The organism is Pseudomonas sp. NPDC077451 (genome assembly GCF_044543345.1).
Taxonomy (GTDB): domain Bacteria; phylum Pseudomonadota; class Gammaproteobacteria; order Pseudomonadales; family Pseudomonadaceae; genus Stutzerimonas.
In genome coordinates this window covers 118,223-132,757 of sequence record NZ_JBITVX010000010.1, presented here as the reverse complement: position 1 = coordinate 132,757, position 14,535 = coordinate 118,223, and the positions used below count along the sequence as shown (strand labels likewise).

Genomic DNA, 14,535 nt, shown 5'->3' with positions numbered 1-14,535 from the left:
AATCATGGCAAAACCTGCTGCTCGTCCTCGTAAAAAGGTAAAAAAGACGGTGGTTGATGGCATCGCCCACATCCATGCTTCCTTTAACAACACCATCATCACTATCACTGATCGCCAAGGCAATGCGTTGTCCTGGGCGACTTCCGGTGGTTCCGGTTTCCGCGGCTCCCGTAAGAGCACGCCGTTCGCTGCCCAGGTGGCTGCTGAGCGCGCTGGTCAGGCGGCACTGGAATATGGCCTCAAGAACCTAGACGTCAATGTCAAAGGTCCTGGTCCGGGCCGTGAATCTGCTGTTCGTGCATTGAACGGCTGTGGTTATAAAATCGCCAGCATCACCGACGTGACGCCGATCCCGCACAACGGGTGCCGTCCGCCGAAGAAGCGCCGCGTGTAATCAGGAGACAGTGAGAAATGGCTCGTTATATTGGTCCCAAGTGCAAACTGTCTCGTCGTGAAGGCACCGATCTCTTTTTGAAGAGTGGTGTGCGCGCGCTCGAATCGAAGTGCAACATCGAAACCCCGCCGGGTGTTCACGGTCAGCGTCGTGGTCGTTTGTCCGACTACGGCACCCAGCTGCGTGAGAAGCAGAAAGTCCGCCGTATCTATGGTGTTCTCGAGCGCCAGTTCAGCGGTTATTACAAGGAGGCTGCCAGCCGCAAGGGCGCCACCGGTGAAAACCTTCTGCAACTGCTCGAGTGCCGTCTGGACAACGTCGTGTATCGCATGGGCTTTGGCTCTACTCGTGCCGAATCGCGTCAGCTGGTCTCGCACAAGTCGATCAGCGTCAACGGTCAGACTGTGAACGTTCCGTCTTACCAGGTTAAAGCTGGTGACGTGGTAGCCGTTCGTGAGAAATGCCGCAACCAGCTGCGTATCGCCCAAGCCCTTGAACTGTGCGTACAGCGCGGTCGCGTTGAATGGGTCGAAGTAGATGCCGACAAGAAATCCGGTGTTTTCAAGAATGTTCCGGCGCGCAGTGATCTGTCAGCCGACATTAACGAAAACCTGATTGTCGAGCTCTACTCCAAGTAAGGGCTAGAAAATAGGTGTATCCATGCAGATTTCGGTAAATGAGTTCCTGACCCCCCGCCATATCGATGTGCAGGTGGTCAGTCCGACCCGTGCCAAGATCACACTCGAGCCCCTCGAGCGCGGTTTTGGCCATACCCTGGGCAACGCGCTGCGTCGCATTCTGTTGTCCTCCATGCCCGGCTGTGCTGTGGTCGAGGCTGAGATCGACGGTGTGCTCCACGAGTACAGCGCTATCGAGGGCGTGCAGGAAGATGTCATCGAAATCCTGCTGAACCTCAAAGGTATCGCCATCAAGCTGCACGGCCGTGATGAAGTGACCTTGAGCCTGGTGAAGAAGGGCGCGGGCGCTGTTACCGCTGCCGATATCCAGCTGGATCACGATGTCGAAATCGTCAATGGCGATCACCTGATCGCCAATCTGGCGGCTAATGGCTCGATCAACATGAAGCTCAAGGTCGCTCGCGGCCGTGGCTACGAGCCGGCTGATGCGCGTCAGAGCGATGAAGATGAAAGCCGCAGTATTGGGCGTCTTCAGCTCGACGCAACCTTCAGCCCGGTCCGTCGCGTGGCTTATGTTGTCGAAAATGCTCGTGTTGAGCAGCGTACCAACTTGGACAAGCTGGTTATCGACCTGGAAACCAACGGAACCCTGGATCCTGAAGAAGCGATCCGTCGTGCCGCGACCATTCTGCAGCAGCAGTTGGCCGCGTTCGTCGACCTTAAGGGTGACAGCGAGCCGGTCGTGGTCGAGCAGGAAGACGAGATCGATCCGATCCTGTTGCGTCCAGTTGACGACTTGGAACTGACCGTACGTTCGGCGAACTGCCTCAAGGCAGAAAACATCTACTACATCGGTGATCTGATTCAGCGCACCGAAGTCGAGCTGTTGAAGACGCCGAACCTAGGCAAGAAATCTCTGACCGAAATCAAAGATGTTCTGGCTTCTCGTGGTCTGTCCCTCGGCATGCGCCTCGACAATTGGCCGCCGGCCAGTCTCAAGAAGGACGATAAGGCTACGGCCTGATCGACCATAGTCACCGAACTGATCGTTTGGTAAGGAATTTCAATCATGCGTCATCGTAAAAGTGGCCGTCATCTCAGCCGCACAAGCGCTCACCGCAAGGCCATGTTTCAGAACATGGCTGTGTCGCTGTTCGAGCACGAACTGATCAAAACAACCCTGCCCAAGGCCAAGGAACTGCGTCGCGTAGCCGAGCCGCTGATCACTCTGGCTAAGGAAGACAGCGTCGCTAACCGTCGTTTGGCTTTCGACCGTACTCGCTCCAAGGCTATTGTTGGCAAGCTGTTCAACGATCTAGGTCCGCGTTACGCCGCTCGTCAGGGTGGTTACCTGCGTATTCTCAAGTGCGGATTCCGCGCCGGAGACAATGCGCCGATGGCTTACGTTGAGCTTGTTGACCGTCCGGTCACCGGTGAAGTGGAAGCTGCTGAGTAAGTTTTGCTTGCTTAAAAAAACCGAGCTTATGCTCGGTTTTTTTATGCGGGTAGATTGGTTCCTTATTACCCTACTCTGATTGGTGTATTGGCTTTTTGAAGGCGTCTTTCTAGAACGCCAGGCCAATCGCAGGCATTCAGCTGAAGATGACATGAGCAAAACATGGCTGCTTAAGGTATCCGCTCTTCGTTTGCTGCTAGTCACAGTTCGCTAGGCTCGTGGTCATGGGTCCGCTATGTGCCTGCTCTTTGTGTCGCGGACGCGCGCGTTACGGTTGTGGCGGCAGGGGGCGAGACGTTGTCGACCACCAATAGGGTAAACGACCCTAAGGCGGAGTGAATGCGTGAGCTGCGCTCACCCGTATACCGTGGGTGCTGATTCTGGCGTATGGGCGGACTTTGAGAGGCCTGGGATTGATCCCGACGGGATAGCTGGATAGCTGATGTTAAAGGCCGGGCGCTTATGCCCGGCTTTTTTATGCTGTCAGGCTTTGTCGCGCTCCAGCAAGGGTTTTAGGAAGTGGCCGGTATGTGACTGGGGCATTGAGGCCACTTGTTCCGGCGTACCTGTTGCGATGATCTGACCGCCCTTCGAGCCTCCTTCCGGCCCCAGATCGACTAGCCAGTCAGCGGTTTTGATTACATCCAGGTTGTGTTCGATCACCACGACAGTATTGCCGTGGTCGCGAAGGCGGTGGAGCACGTCCAGGAGTTGCTGGATATCCGCGAAGTGCAACCCAGTGGTTGGTTCATCGAGGATGTAGAGCGTCTTGCCGGTGTCGCGTTTGGAGAGTTCGCGTGACAATTTGACCCGCTGAGCCTCTCCGCCTGAAAGGGTGGTCGCGCTCTGTCCTAACTTGATATAGGAGAGCCCGACATCCATCAGCGTTTGCAGCTTGCGCGCTACAGCGGGCACTGGATCGAAGAACTCCCTGGCTTCCTCGATGGTCATGCCCAGTACTTCGGTAATGCTCTTGCCCTTGTACTTCACCTCGAGCGTTTCGCGGTTGTAACGTTTGCCTTTGCACACATCACAGGGCACGTAGATGTCGGGCAGAAAATGCATTTCTACCTTAATCACGCCGTCGCCTTGGCAGGCTTCGCAGCGCCCACCCTTCACATTGAAGGAGAACCGTCCCGGTCCGTAGCCTCTCGACCGTGCTTCCGGAACGCCGGCAAAGAGTTCGCGAATGGGGGTGAACAGCCCGGTATAGGTGGCTGGGTTGGAGCGGGGCGTTCGTCCAATCGGGCTCTGATCGATGTCTACGACCTTGTCCAGATGCTGGAGCCCGTCGAAGGAGTCGTGCGGTGCTACTTCTAGAGTAGTAGCGCCGTTCAAGGCTGTGGCGGTGATCGGGAAGAGCGTGTTGTTGATCAGTGTCGACTTACCTGAGCCCGAAACACCTGTGATGCAGGTCAGCAGGCCGACCGGGATTTCTAAATCTACGTTGCGCAGATTGTTCCCTCGTGCCCCCTTCAGCTTGAGTAACTTGTCGGGGTTACGCGGTGTCCGTTCGGCAGGATAGAGAATCTTCACCCGGCCGGATAAATAACCGCCGGTCAGCGACGCAGGGTTGGACATGACTTCATCGGGAGTGCCCTCTGCCACGATCCGCCCGCCATGCACGCCCGCCCCCGGGCCAATGTCGACTACGTAGTCAGCCAGGCGGATTGCGTCCTCGTCGTGCTCGACGACAATGACTGTGTTGCCGATGTCGCGGAGGTGGCGAAGCGTGCCCAGCAGGCGCTCGTTGTCCCGTTGATGGAGCCCGATGGAAGGTTCGTCGAGGATGTACATGACGCCGACCAGGCCGGCACCAATCTGGCTCGCCAGGCGGATGCGCTGAGCTTCGCCGCCCGATAGGGTGTCGGCGCTGCGGTCCAGGGTCAGGTAGTCGAGGCCAACATTCACCAGGAACTGGAGGCGCTCGCAGATTTCCTTGAGGATCTTATCGGCAATCTCGCCTCGGCGGCCTGGCAGCGTAAGACCGCCGAAATACTCGGTGGCGTCGCCAATAGGCAGCCCGGTCACTGCGGGCAGCGTCTTGTCCCCGACCCAGACATGTCGAGCTTCGCGGCGCAGCCGGGTGCCTCGACATTCCGGGCAGGGCTGGGTGCTGAGATATTTGGCCAGCTCCTCGCGCACCGAATTGGACTCGGTTTCACGGTAACGACGCTCGAGGTTGGGAATGATGCCCTCGAAGGGGTGCGAACGTTTGACGATGTCGCCGCGGTCGTTCAGGTAGCGAAAGTCAACATTCTCCTTGCCGCTGCCGCGCAAAACGAACTTCTGCTGGTCGGGCGGCAGTGAGTCAAACGGTTCGTCGAGACTGAACCCGTAATGCGAGGCGAGTGAGCCGAGCATCTGAAAGTAATAGACGTTGCGGCGATCCCAGCCACGAATAGCACCTTCAGCCAGCGTCAGCTCGCCGTTGACTAGGCGTTTGGCATCGAAGAATTGTTTGACGCCGAGGCCGTCGCAGGTCGGGCACGCCCCGGCTGGGTTGTTGAAGGAGAACAGCTTGGGCTCCAGCTCGCTGATCGAGTGCCCGCAGATGGGGCAGGCGAAGCGAGCCGAGAAGATCATCTCATCGCTGTCATCGCCCTCTTCCATCGAGGCGACCAGGGCTATGCCGTCGGCGAGCTTCAGTGCGGTTTCGAATGATTCGGCAAGCCGTTGCTGAAGATCGCTTCGGACCTTGAAGCGATCCACCACAACGTCGATGGAATGTTTTTTCTGCTTGTCCAGCTTGGGTAGCTCATCGAGTTCGTAGAGCCGACCGTTGACCCGCGCGCGTACAAAGCCCTGAGCGCGCAGCTCGTCGAATACCGCCAAATGCTCGCCCTTACGCTCACGAATGACCGGGGCTAGCAGCATCAGCTTGCGGCCTTCCGGCAGTGCCAGCACCTGGTCGACCATCTGGCTAACCGTCTGGGCCTCCAGTGGCGCGTCATGGTCGGGGCAACGTGGAGTGCCCGCGCGTGCATAGAGCAGGCGCAGGTAATCGTAGATCTCGGTAATGGTGCCGACAGTGGAGCGCGGATTGTGCGACGTCGACTTCTGCTCGATGGAAATGGCGGGAGAGAGCCCTTCGATGGTATCGACGTCGGGCTTTTCCATTATCGAGAGAAATTGCCGGGCGTATGCCGATAGGGATTCGACGTAGCGGCGCTGGCCCTCGGCATAAAGCGTGTCGAAGGCCAGCGAGGATTTGCCCGAACCGGACAGGCCAGTGATCACGATCAGTTTGTCGCGCGGCAAGGTCAGGTCGATGTTTTTCAGGTTGTGGGTACGAGCCCCACGAATCAGAATCTTGTCCAAAGCAGCCTCGCATGGCGGGCGAAAACCCGAAAGTATACGGCCAGGGGCGACATCACGGCAAAGTAGCGAGCCTGTGCCGAGCAGGGGATGACTGCTAGAATCGCCGCCGGTTAATTCAAGCGAGACCCCACATGCATGATCCTTACAGCGAGGGCATGAGCACTAGCGAAACCCGTGCAGCCTCCGGCTTAGCCCTGGTTTTCGCGTTTCGCATGCTCGGCATGTTCATGGTTCTGCCGGTGCTGGCAACCTATGGTATGGATCTGCAGGGCGCAACGCCGGCACTCATTGGTCTCGCCATTGGTGCTTATGGTTTGACCCAAGCGGTGCTGCAAATTCCGTTCGGAATGATCTCTGATCGAATTGGACGCCTTCCGGTGATCTATTTCGGGCTACTGATCTTTGCCGCGGGCGCTGTGCTCGCCGCAACGGCCGACACCATCTGGGGGGTGATCGCCGGTCGCGTCCTACAAGGGGCCGGCGCGATTTCGGCTGCGGTAATGGCCTTACTATCCGACCTGACTCGGGAACAGCATCGCACCAAAGCAATGGCGATGATTGGCATGAGCATCGGCGTATCGTTCGCGGTGGCGATGGTTGTCGGTCCGCTATTGACAAGCGCAGTCGGACTCTCAGGGTTGTTTTGGGTAACAGGAGGCATGGCGGTGCTAGGCATTCTCGTCGTAGCCGTGCTTCCGCGCGCGCCTGCACATATCAGGCACCGCGAATCCGGGGTTGCCAGGCAGGCGCTGGGATCAACGCTTCGCCATCCCGATCTGCTGCGGCTTGATTTCAGTATTTTCGCGCTCCATGCCGTTCTCATGGCCAGCTTCGTGGCGTTGCCGTTGGCGCTTGTGAATGAAGCCGCTTTGCCCAAGGAGGAGCACTGGTGGGTGTACCTTACCGCGCTGGTGGTAGGTTTCTTCGGTATGGTGCCTTTCATCATCTATGGTGAAAAGAAACGTCAGATGAGGCGCATCGTCCTGGGTGCGGTCGCGGTGCTGGTACTTTCCGAGTTGTTCCTCTGGTGGTTCGGCGATCGGCTCTGGTCGTTGGTCGGCGGCATGATCGTCTTCTTCATCGCTTTCAACTTGCTGGAAGCTTCGTTGCCTTCGCTGATTAGCAAGGTCGCCCCCGCAGGTGGTAAGGGAACGGCAATGGGGATTTACTCAACGAGTCAGTTTCTCGGCTCCGGCCTGGGCGGCGTGCTTGGCGGTTGGCTCTATCAGCAGGGTGGGCTAGGCCTGGTATTTGCTGGTTGTGCAGCGCTCTGCGCGCTCTGGTTGGCCGTGACTTGGAGTATGCGTGAACCCCCCTATGTCACGGGACTTCGTCTGCCGCTATCGGCTGGGGCAGCGCGTAATCCGGTACTCACCGAGCAGATGCTGGCGGTCCCTGGTGTGTCCGACGCAGTGGTCATCATCGAGGAGGCCGCTGCTTATGTGAAGGTGGACCTGAAAGCGCTGGATCGGGCTGCACTGGATCACTTGGTGGCCTGATCGAGCGACGCCACATTGCCCGTCGACAGACTTGTGGCTTTGGCATCGTCCAGTCGCACCGGTTGGCCGACCTCCGGCGGTAGGGTAAGATTGCCGGTCATTGGTTGTTTCCCGATCACGAGGATTCCAGCCAACTACATTCATGTTTCAGCAAAGGAGTTACCCATGGCCAGAGGGGTGAATAAAGTCATCTTGATCGGCAATGTCGGCGGCGACCCGGAAACCCGCTACATGCCCAATGGCAATGCGGTGACCAATATCACGCTGGCCACCACCGACAGCTGGAAAGACAAGCAGACTGGCCAGCAGCAGGAGCGCACCGAGTGGCATCGTGTTGTGCTGTTCGGCAAGGTTGCCGAGATTGCTGGCGAGTACCTGCGCAAGGGCTCGCAGTGTTATATCGAGGGTCGCCTGCAAACCCGAGAGTGGGAAAAGGATGGCGTCAAGCGCTATACCACCGAGGTGGTAGTAGACATGGGCGGCACCATGCAGCTGCTCGGCGGCCGTGGTGGCAGCTCCGATGACGCGCCTCGTCAGCCTCAGCCGCGCCCTCAGCGTGACTCCCAGCCGCAACAGCAACAACAATCGCGCCCGCAGTCTCAGCCGCAGCCTGCCCAGCAGCCGGCCCCGGACTACGACAGCTTCGACGACGATATCCCGTTCTAGAGTTCACTCCATGCGAATGCGCCTGATGCTGTTGGGCGGCGGTAATGCCCTGGGTCAGGCGCTTATCCGCCTGGGTGCCGAGGAGGACATCGGCTTCCTCGCGCCACGCCCGCCCAGCCAGGGCTGGGATGCGCCAAGTCTGACTACTTTGCTCGACGATAACCGCCCGGATATCGTGATCAACCTCGCCTATTACTTCGACTGGTTCCAGAGTGGGCGTGTCGATGAAGCGGTGCTCGCCAGTCAAGAGCGCGCAGTCGAGCGCCTGGCCGAACTGGGCCAGCATCATCAGTTTGTACTGATGCAGCCGTCCAGCTACCGCGTCTTTGATGGGGCCAGAACCACCTCCTACAGCGAAAAAGACGAGGTGGCGCCGCTGGATGCTCGCAGCTGTGCCCTTTGGCGTGTGGAGCAGAGTGTGCGTTCGCTTTGCCCACGGCACGTTTTGCTACGGTTTGGTTGGTTGCTTGACGATAGCTCAGATGGCTTGCTGGGTCGGTTCCTTCAGCGTCTTGAGCAGAACGACGAGCTGTGTCTCGCTGATGATCGTCGCGGCAACCCTACGCCTGTTGAAGATGCTGCGCGGGTCATCCTGGCTGTGTTGAAGCAGCTCGATTGCGAGGCGCCGTTGTGGGGTACCTACCACTATGGTGGGCACGAGGCGTCAACCCCGTTGGTGGTTGGCCAGGCGCTTCTGGCCGAAGCGGCTAACCATCGCCAGCTGGCGGTCGAGAAGCTGACTCCCATCGCCCACGCAGCCTGCTCGGATGCAGCGGACGAGCCGCAGCATGGCGTGCTGGCGTGCAAGAAAATATTCAATACCTTCGGCATCAAGCCGCGCGCCTGGCGCACTGGGCTGCCGAGCCTGCTGGAGCGCTACTATCGACATGGCTGACTTACCGATTCTGGTTACCGGTGGCGCCGGTTTCATTGGCTCCAACCTTATCGATGCGCTTGTCGCGCGAGGCTACCCTGTTAGGGTGCTGGACAACCTGTCCACCGGAAAACGCGGCAATTTACCGGACGATGGGAGCGTTGAGCTGATTGTGGGTGATGTGGCGGATGCACAAGCCATGCGCCGCGCAGTTCAGGGATGTCGCGCCGTTGTGCACCTTGCCGCGGTGGCGTCGGTACAGGCTTCGGTCGATGACCCGGTTGGCACGCACCAGAGTAATTTGGTCGGCACGCTGAATTTGTGTGAGGCCATGCGCGAGACGGGCGTACGCCGGGTTGTTTTCGCCTCCAGCGCGGCGATTTACGGCAACAATGGCGAAGGCCAGCCCATCGACGAGGACACGCCCAAGGTGCCCTTGACTCCATATGCGGCGGACAAGCTGGCCAGTGAGCACTATCTTGATTTCTACCGGCGTCAGCATGGGCTTGAGCCGGCAGTCTTCCGCTTCTTCAATATCTACGGTCCGCGGCAGGATCCATCCTCACCCTATTCAGGTGTGATCAGCATTTTTACCGAGCGGGCACAGAAGGGATTGCCTATTGCTGTTTATGGGGATGGAGAACAGACCCGGGATTTCCTCTACGTAGGCGATCTGGTAGAGCTACTGCTGCAGGCGCTAGAGCTGCCTGTGGTGGAGGTGGGTGCTGTGAATGTTGGCCTTAACCAGGCGACCTCGTTGAACCAGTTGCTCGATGCGGTTGGCGATGTGCTGGGCGGATTGCCCAAGGTGAGTTACCAGGCGGCGCGACAAGGAGATATCCGTCATTCGCGAGCTAACAATACGCGGCTGCTGCAGCGCTATCGTTTACCTGAGCCTGCTACCGGAATGCGTGACGGCCTGGCGAAATTGCTAGGTTTGTAGCGTTATCCGCAGGCATAGAAAAGGCGCCGAGAGGCGCCTTTGTCTTGTCCGAGATTCGGCAATGCCGACGGATTCAGAACTTGTAGCCGAGGCCGACCATGTAGACCATCGGATCGACGTCCACATCGACTTTGACCTTGGCGCCGCCGTAGTTCGTTGTGCCTGTCGTATCGATGTCGATGTAGCGAACCTGGGCGTTGATCATCACATTGTCGGTCAGCATGTAATCCATACCTACTTGTGCAGCCAGGCCCCACGAGTCCTTCATGTCCAGACCGCTGAAGCCCTTGCCCTCGGCTTCGCTGCTGAGCTTGTCATCGAAGAACCAGGTGTAGTTGATGCCAGCGCCTACGTAGGGTTGGAACGCTGACTTGCTGTCGAGCGGGTAGTACACGACGCTTAGGGTCGGCGGCAGGTGCTTGAGCTCGCCCAGCTTGCCATTCAACGCTGCAAAACCGCCGGGCATGCCAGCAACACCGACGTCATGGGTGAAAGGGCTAGCGGCGAGCAATTCGATGCCGACTTTGTCGGTAACCATGTAGGCGAAGTTCAGGCCCAGCTGGGTATCGCTATCGAGGGTGGCCTTGGTCCCTGCAACGCTCGTGGAGAGCGCGCCTACATAGATGTCACCGCTTTCCTCACGTGGATCAACAGTGATCGCACCAGCACGGACAATCACATCACCAGCCTGATGGGCCTGGGCGAAGGGGGAGGCGAGGGCTACGGCCAGCACGGACGCGGTAAACAGGGTCTTACGCATAATGGAACTCCATCCAGACATGGTGTGTTGCGACTGGTGGCCATGGTAGGGCGTGCGGGCCGGCCGACTTTGATCCAGCTCAACGAAACGTTCCGCTTTATCCGGGCTGCGACGTATTGCCCGGGTTGCCTTCTTTTGCGGATCTAGATGATAATGTTTCTCTTTTCTGGTCTGACCTTCGTCTGCAAGGACCCATCAATGCAAGCCCTTATACCCCGCCTCTTGGCGGTCGCCGTGTTGCCCTGCTGCGTGCAGCTCCATGCAGCTCCGCTGGACGCTGCGCTGGAAGAAAGCCAGCAGCTGGCTGCAGAAGCCAAGGCGTCGCAAGCGCGTATCGAGCAGCTCGATGACGCGACGCGGCAGATGCTCACCGAATACCGCAACGCCGTTCAGCAGGCGGAGGCCTTGAAGGCCTACAGCGAGCAATTGGTCGAGCTGACCGCTGCGCAGCGCAAGGAACTGGACGGCTTTCAGCGTCAGTTGGACAGCATCGAACGCACCCAGGAAGCCGTTGCACCGCAGATGGGGCGGATGATCGAAGTGCTCGAGGAGTTCATCGCGGCAGACCTTCCGTTCCTCCCCGACGAGCGCGCCGATCGGCTCGCCAGCCTGCAGGACATGCAGCCGCGCGCAGACGTCAGTCTCGCTGAGAAATACCGTCGCATCCTCGAGGCCTATCAGATCGAGAGCGACTACGGCCGCACCCTGGAAGCCTGGCGTGGCGAGCTGCCGGTCGAGGGTGGCAGCCGCAGCGTTGAATTCCTGCGCCTGGGGCGGACCATGCTGTATTACCAGACGCTGGATGCTCACGAAAGCGGATGGTGGAATCCGCAGACCCGCGCCTGGGAAGTACTCGATGGCAGCGCGCGTCGGCCAATCACCAAGGCCATTGCCATCGCTCGTCAACAGCAAGCCCCAACCTGGCTCGAACTGCCCATCAAGACTCTGGCCAAGGAGGCTGCGCAATGAGCCGCTTGTTGACGTTGTTGCTCATCGGCTTGTTGCCGGCAATGGCCCAGACTGCCGAACCGTTGAGTCCTGATCAGCTGCTGCAGCGCATTCGCAGCGAACGCGCCGCGGAAGTCAACGCCATGCAAGCGCGCGAGCAGGCCTTCATCCAGAATCGCAGCGAGCAAGCCCAACTGCTGGGGCGAGCCAACGCCGCGCTTGAGCAGCAGAAAGCCGAAGCCGAGCGTCTGAAGACAGAGTTCGACCGCCAGGAAGCCGAGTTGGCCGAGCAGGAAAAGCTGCTGGCGCAGCGCGTCGGTCACCTTGGAGAACTATTCGGTGTGGTGCGGCAGAGTGCTGGTGACATCGCCGGGCAATGGCAGGACAGCCTGCTCAACGCGCAATACCCGGAGCGCCTGCAGCGTCTGCAGGCATTGGCGGAAAGCCGCACGCTGCCGTCGGCTGAGGATCTGGACAGCTTCTGGATGACCCTGCTTGAAGACCTTACGGCCAGTGGCCAGGTAGAGCGTGTCGAGCTGCCGGTAGTGGGCGTCGACGGGCAGCGCACCACCCAGCCGGTCCTGCGGGTCGGTAACTTCTCGGCGTTCACTGCCGATGATTTCCTTCGCTACGACAGTGACGCCCGCGAATTGCTGGCGCCTAGCCGCCAGCCTGCCGGCATGGGGATGGTCAATGACTATGTCGACAGCAGCGAGGCGTTGGCCACTCTGCCGATCGACCCGAGCCGCGGCTCGTTGCTCGCCCAACTGCAGCGTCAGCCGCAACTGTGGGACCGCGTTCAGCAGGGCGGGCTGGTCGGCTGGGTGATTCTTGCCTTGGGTGCCGTCGGCCTGATCCTCGCCATCTGGCGCATGGTCTACCTGGCACGGGTTGGGCGAGCAGTAAGCCGGCAGACGCGCGAGCTCAATCAACCGCGCGACGACAACCCGCTGGGGCGCATCATCGGCGTGTTGGGACCGAAGCCACAGCTGTCCGATCTCGAGACGCTTGAGCTCAAGCTCGACGAGGCGATCCTTCAGGAAACGCCGCCACTCGAACGCGGTCAGCCACTGCTCAAGTTGCTTAGCGCCGTCGCGCCGTTGCTCGGCCTGCTGGGTACGGTGACCGGCATGATCGTGACCTTCCAGGCGATTACGCAGAGTGGCGGTGGTGACTCTCGGCTGATGGCTGACGGTATTTCCCAGGCATTGGTAACCACGGTGTTGGGTCTGGTTGTAGCGATACCGCTGTTGTTCCTGCATAGCCTGCTGGCCAGCCGCAGCAAGGCGCTGATCCAGCTGCTCGAACAGCAAAGTGCTGGCCTGATCGCGCTGCATCTTTCGGGGACTCCGCGTCGTGACTGATCTGCACGGCCAATGGCTGCGTCTGGTCGACAGCGGTTATGCGCTGCTCGACTTCATGGCGGCGGGCGGCGCGGTGATGTGGGCGCTGGCTGCGCTATGCGTGCTGTATTGGACGCTGGTCTTCGAGCGTTTGTGGTTCATGCGCCGGGTGTTTCCGCGCTGGGTGGAAGCCCGTCGCCAGGCCTGGGGGCAGCTGCCCAACGAACCTGGCAGCTGGCAGCGTGCGGTACGCAGTGCCTGGCTCGCTCAGGCGCAGCAACAGCTTTCCGGCCCGCTGCGGATGAGCAAGACCATGGTTGCAATGTATCCGTTGCTCGGGTTGCTTGGCACCGTGACCGGCATGATCGCAGTGTTCGATGTGTTGGCACTCAACGGTACCGGCAACCCTCGCGGCATGGCAGCGGGCGTATGGCAGGCGACCCTGCCGACCATGGCCGGCATGGTGCTGGCTATTACTGGACTGTTCAGCCTGGCGCGTCTCGAACGTATTTCGCGCCTGGCTCTCGACCGGCTGGCCGACCAGCTGCGTCACGATTGAGGATTTACGGATGCGTATGCGTCGTCATCATTATCAGCAGGAAGAAGACACCGGCATCGACTTGACGCCGATGCTCGACGTGGTCTTCATCATGCTGATCTTTTTTATCGTCACCAGCTCTTTCATCAAGGAGTCTGGCGTCGAGGTTCAGCGGCCACAGGCTGACACCGCCAGCGCGCAGGACAAAGGCAACATCCTGATTGCGGTGACGGCCGATGGTCAGGTCTGGATCGACAAGCAAGCCGTGGATGTACGCAGCGTGAGGGCTCATGTCGAACGCATGCGTGTCGACCAGCCGGAAGGCGCGGTAGTGGTGCAAGCCGATCAGGATGCGCGCACCGGTCTTGTGGTCCAGGTGATGGATCAGGCACGTCTCGCCGGGGTTCAGGACGTGGCTCTGGCCGCCAGTTCGGGAGTGCAGTGATGGTTCGTGGACTGACCCGCGTCGGGTTGTCCTTCATCGCTGCCTGCGTGGTGGCGTTGCTGTTGTTTGCGTTGATGCTGAGCATGGTTAACCCGCCCCGTAGCGAGGTGACCGACGACCCGGTTGCCATCGCCAATTTCGTGCGGATGGACAACCGCAACGAAAGCACTGCGACCCGCTCGCGGCAGCAGGCACCGCAACCGCCTCAACCCAAGACACCCCAGACCCCAACGCCGCCGACACCGAGCATGGCCACGCCGAGTGCCAATCTGCCGAAGCTTGATCTGCCCTTACCGAACATCGATACCGGTGTGTCGATTGCAAGCGCGCCCGCGCCCAGCCTCGCAGGACTTACGGCCGCGTCTGCTCCAGCAGCACCGCCGGCACCAGCAGCGCCGTCAGCGGACGAGACGGCATCGCAATCCGGACCTGAGCAGGAGGTCATGCCGCTCAATGATGTGCGTCCCGAATATCCCTATAGGGCGCGTCAGCGCGGTATTGAGGGCCATATAAAACTCGCGTTTACCATCACCGCCGCCGGTAAGGTCGAAAATATTCGCGTGATGGAGGCTTCGCCGCCGAACGTGTTCGATCGCGAGGCCCGTCGTGCTGCTGCCCGCTGGCGTTTCGCACCGCGTACCGAAAACGGTTCTGCCGTATCGCGCGAAGCCGTTAAAACCCTGCATTTCCGCCTGCAAGGAGAACGCTGA

15 protein-coding genes are annotated in these 14,535 nt (G+C 59.7%); 13 read left to right on the top strand and 2 right to left on the bottom strand.

From position 1 onward, the window contains the following. Nucleotides 1-4 precede the first annotated feature (4 nt). The 4 genes from rpsK to rplQ are packed head-to-tail and all read left to right on the top strand — an operon-like array spanning nt 5 to nt 2,488. Nucleotides 5-394 carry a 30S ribosomal protein S11 gene (rpsK, locus tag ACIGHL_RS16490; RefSeq protein WP_014854207.1) on the top strand — a complete coding sequence of 130 codons (390 nt, stop codon included), beginning with the start codon at nt 5-7 and terminating at the stop codon, nt 392-394. A gap of 17 nt (nt 395-411) precedes the next feature. Beyond that, the gene (rpsD, locus tag ACIGHL_RS16485; protein WP_045430555.1) at nt 412-1,032 is read left to right on the top strand and encodes a 30S ribosomal protein S4; all 621 of its coding nucleotides are present in this window, start codon (nt 412-414) and stop codon (nt 1,030-1,032) included. A gap of 22 nt (nt 1,033-1,054) precedes the next feature. Continuing rightward, nucleotides 1,055-2,056: a DNA-directed RNA polymerase subunit alpha gene (locus ACIGHL_RS16480; RefSeq protein ID WP_019339960.1), complete on the top strand. Its 1,002-nt coding sequence runs from the start codon at nt 1,055-1,057 to the stop codon at nt 2,054-2,056. A gap of 45 nt (nt 2,057-2,101) precedes the next feature. Further along, complete coding sequence (gene rplQ, locus ACIGHL_RS16475; protein WP_025240355.1) at nt 2,102-2,488, top strand: 50S ribosomal protein L17; 387 nt, start codon at nt 2,102-2,104, stop codon at nt 2,486-2,488. Between the two features lie 483 nt (nt 2,489-2,971). On the opposite strand, the gene uvrA is transcribed toward rplQ, so the two are convergent. After that, nucleotides 2,972-5,809 (bottom strand): excinuclease ABC subunit UvrA, encoded by a 2,838-nt coding sequence (uvrA, locus tag ACIGHL_RS16470; protein ID WP_128120963.1) that lies wholly within the window; start codon nt 5,807-5,809, stop codon nt 2,972-2,974. Nucleotides 5,810-5,940: 131 nt separating this feature from the next. Here uvrA and ACIGHL_RS16465 point away from each other — a divergent pair, with 131 nt between their 5' ends. The 4 genes from ACIGHL_RS16465 (at nt 5,941) to ACIGHL_RS16450 (ending at nt 9,791) form a co-directional block, all read left to right on the top strand. After that, nucleotides 5,941-7,308 carry an MFS transporter gene (locus tag ACIGHL_RS16465; RefSeq protein WP_128120962.1) on the top strand — a complete coding sequence of 456 codons (1,368 nt, stop codon included), beginning with the start codon at nt 5,941-5,943 and terminating at the stop codon, nt 7,306-7,308. A gap of 165 nt (nt 7,309-7,473) precedes the next feature. Beyond that, nucleotides 7,474-7,974: a single-stranded DNA-binding protein gene (locus ACIGHL_RS16460; protein WP_216706983.1), complete on the top strand. Its 501-nt coding sequence runs from the start codon at nt 7,474-7,476 to the stop codon at nt 7,972-7,974. 10 nt (nt 7,975-7,984) lie between these two features. Then, a complete protein-coding gene (locus ACIGHL_RS16455; RefSeq protein ID WP_128120961.1) occupies nt 7,985-8,869 on the top strand; it encodes a sugar nucleotide-binding protein in 885 nt (294 codons plus the stop codon). Then, nucleotides 8,862-9,791, top strand: a complete 930-nt coding sequence (locus ACIGHL_RS16450; RefSeq protein WP_128120960.1) for an NAD-dependent epimerase/dehydratase family protein — start codon at nt 8,862-8,864, stop codon at nt 9,789-9,791. The genes ACIGHL_RS16455 and ACIGHL_RS16450 overlap by 8 nt, the downstream gene beginning before the upstream one ends. 73 nt (nt 9,792-9,864) lie before the next feature. Here ACIGHL_RS16450 and ACIGHL_RS16445 read toward each other — a convergent pair whose 3' ends face one another. Beyond that, a complete protein-coding gene (locus ACIGHL_RS16445) occupies nt 9,865-10,551 on the bottom strand; it encodes an OmpW/AlkL family protein (RefSeq protein WP_046163951.1) in 687 nt (228 codons plus the stop codon). A gap of 198 nt (nt 10,552-10,749) precedes the next feature. On the opposite strand from ACIGHL_RS16445, the gene ACIGHL_RS16440 reads away from it, so the two are divergent. Genes ACIGHL_RS16440 through ACIGHL_RS16420 form a run of 5 tightly spaced genes read left to right on the top strand, consistent with a single transcriptional unit; the run spans nt 10,750 to nt 14,535 of the window. After that, the gene (locus ACIGHL_RS16440; RefSeq protein WP_128120959.1) at nt 10,750-11,520 is read left to right on the top strand and encodes a DUF3450 domain-containing protein; all 771 of its coding nucleotides are present in this window, start codon (nt 10,750-10,752) and stop codon (nt 11,518-11,520) included. Beyond that, on the top strand, nt 11,517-12,863 hold the full coding sequence (locus ACIGHL_RS16435; protein ID WP_128120958.1) for a MotA/TolQ/ExbB proton channel family protein: 1,347 nt from the start codon (nt 11,517-11,519) through the stop codon (nt 12,861-12,863). Before ACIGHL_RS16440 ends, ACIGHL_RS16435 begins: the two co-directional genes overlap by 4 nt. Continuing rightward, entirely contained in the window at nt 12,856-13,401 is a 546-nt protein-coding gene (locus tag ACIGHL_RS16430) for a MotA/TolQ/ExbB proton channel family protein (protein WP_128120957.1), read from the top strand. Before ACIGHL_RS16435 ends, ACIGHL_RS16430 begins: the two co-directional genes overlap by 8 nt. A 10-nt stretch (nt 13,402-13,411) precedes the next feature. Continuing rightward, nucleotides 13,412-13,825 carry an ExbD/TolR family protein gene (locus tag ACIGHL_RS16425; RefSeq protein WP_128120956.1) on the top strand — a complete coding sequence of 138 codons (414 nt, stop codon included), beginning with the start codon at nt 13,412-13,414 and terminating at the stop codon, nt 13,823-13,825. Next, nucleotides 13,825-14,535, top strand: coding sequence for an energy transducer TonB (locus ACIGHL_RS16420; protein WP_216706982.1), 711 nt, complete (start codon nt 13,825-13,827; stop codon nt 14,533-14,535). The genes ACIGHL_RS16425 and ACIGHL_RS16420 overlap by 1 nt, the downstream gene beginning before the upstream one ends.

Coding starts and splice junctions, on each gene's coding strand:
- rpsK (WP_014854207.1), top strand. CDS start 5: ATGGCAAAACCTGCTGCTCGTCCTCGTAAAAAGGTAAAAAAGACGGTG.
- rpsD (WP_045430555.1), top strand. CDS start 412: ATGGCTCGTTATATTGGTCCCAAGTGCAAACTGTCTCGTCGTGAAGGC.
- ACIGHL_RS16480 (WP_019339960.1), top strand. CDS start 1,055: ATGCAGATTTCGGTAAATGAGTTCCTGACCCCCCGCCATATCGATGTG.
- rplQ (WP_025240355.1), top strand. CDS start 2,102: ATGCGTCATCGTAAAAGTGGCCGTCATCTCAGCCGCACAAGCGCTCAC.
- ACIGHL_RS16465 (WP_128120962.1), top strand. CDS start 5,941: ATGCATGATCCTTACAGCGAGGGCATGAGCACTAGCGAAACCCGTGCA.
- ACIGHL_RS16460 (WP_216706983.1), top strand. CDS start 7,474: ATGGCCAGAGGGGTGAATAAAGTCATCTTGATCGGCAATGTCGGCGGC.
- ACIGHL_RS16455 (WP_128120961.1), top strand. CDS start 7,985: ATGCGAATGCGCCTGATGCTGTTGGGCGGCGGTAATGCCCTGGGTCAG.
- ACIGHL_RS16450 (WP_128120960.1), top strand. CDS start 8,862: ATGGCTGACTTACCGATTCTGGTTACCGGTGGCGCCGGTTTCATTGGC.
- ACIGHL_RS16445 (WP_046163951.1), bottom strand. CDS start 10,551: ATGCGTAAGACCCTGTTTACCGCGTCCGTGCTGGCCGTAGCCCTCGCC.
- ACIGHL_RS16440 (WP_128120959.1), top strand. CDS start 10,750: ATGCAAGCCCTTATACCCCGCCTCTTGGCGGTCGCCGTGTTGCCCTGC.
- ACIGHL_RS16435 (WP_128120958.1), top strand. CDS start 11,517: ATGAGCCGCTTGTTGACGTTGTTGCTCATCGGCTTGTTGCCGGCAATG.
- ACIGHL_RS16425 (WP_128120956.1), top strand. CDS start 13,412: ATGCGTATGCGTCGTCATCATTATCAGCAGGAAGAAGACACCGGCATC.
- ACIGHL_RS16420 (WP_216706982.1), top strand. CDS start 13,825: ATGGTTCGTGGACTGACCCGCGTCGGGTTGTCCTTCATCGCTGCCTGC.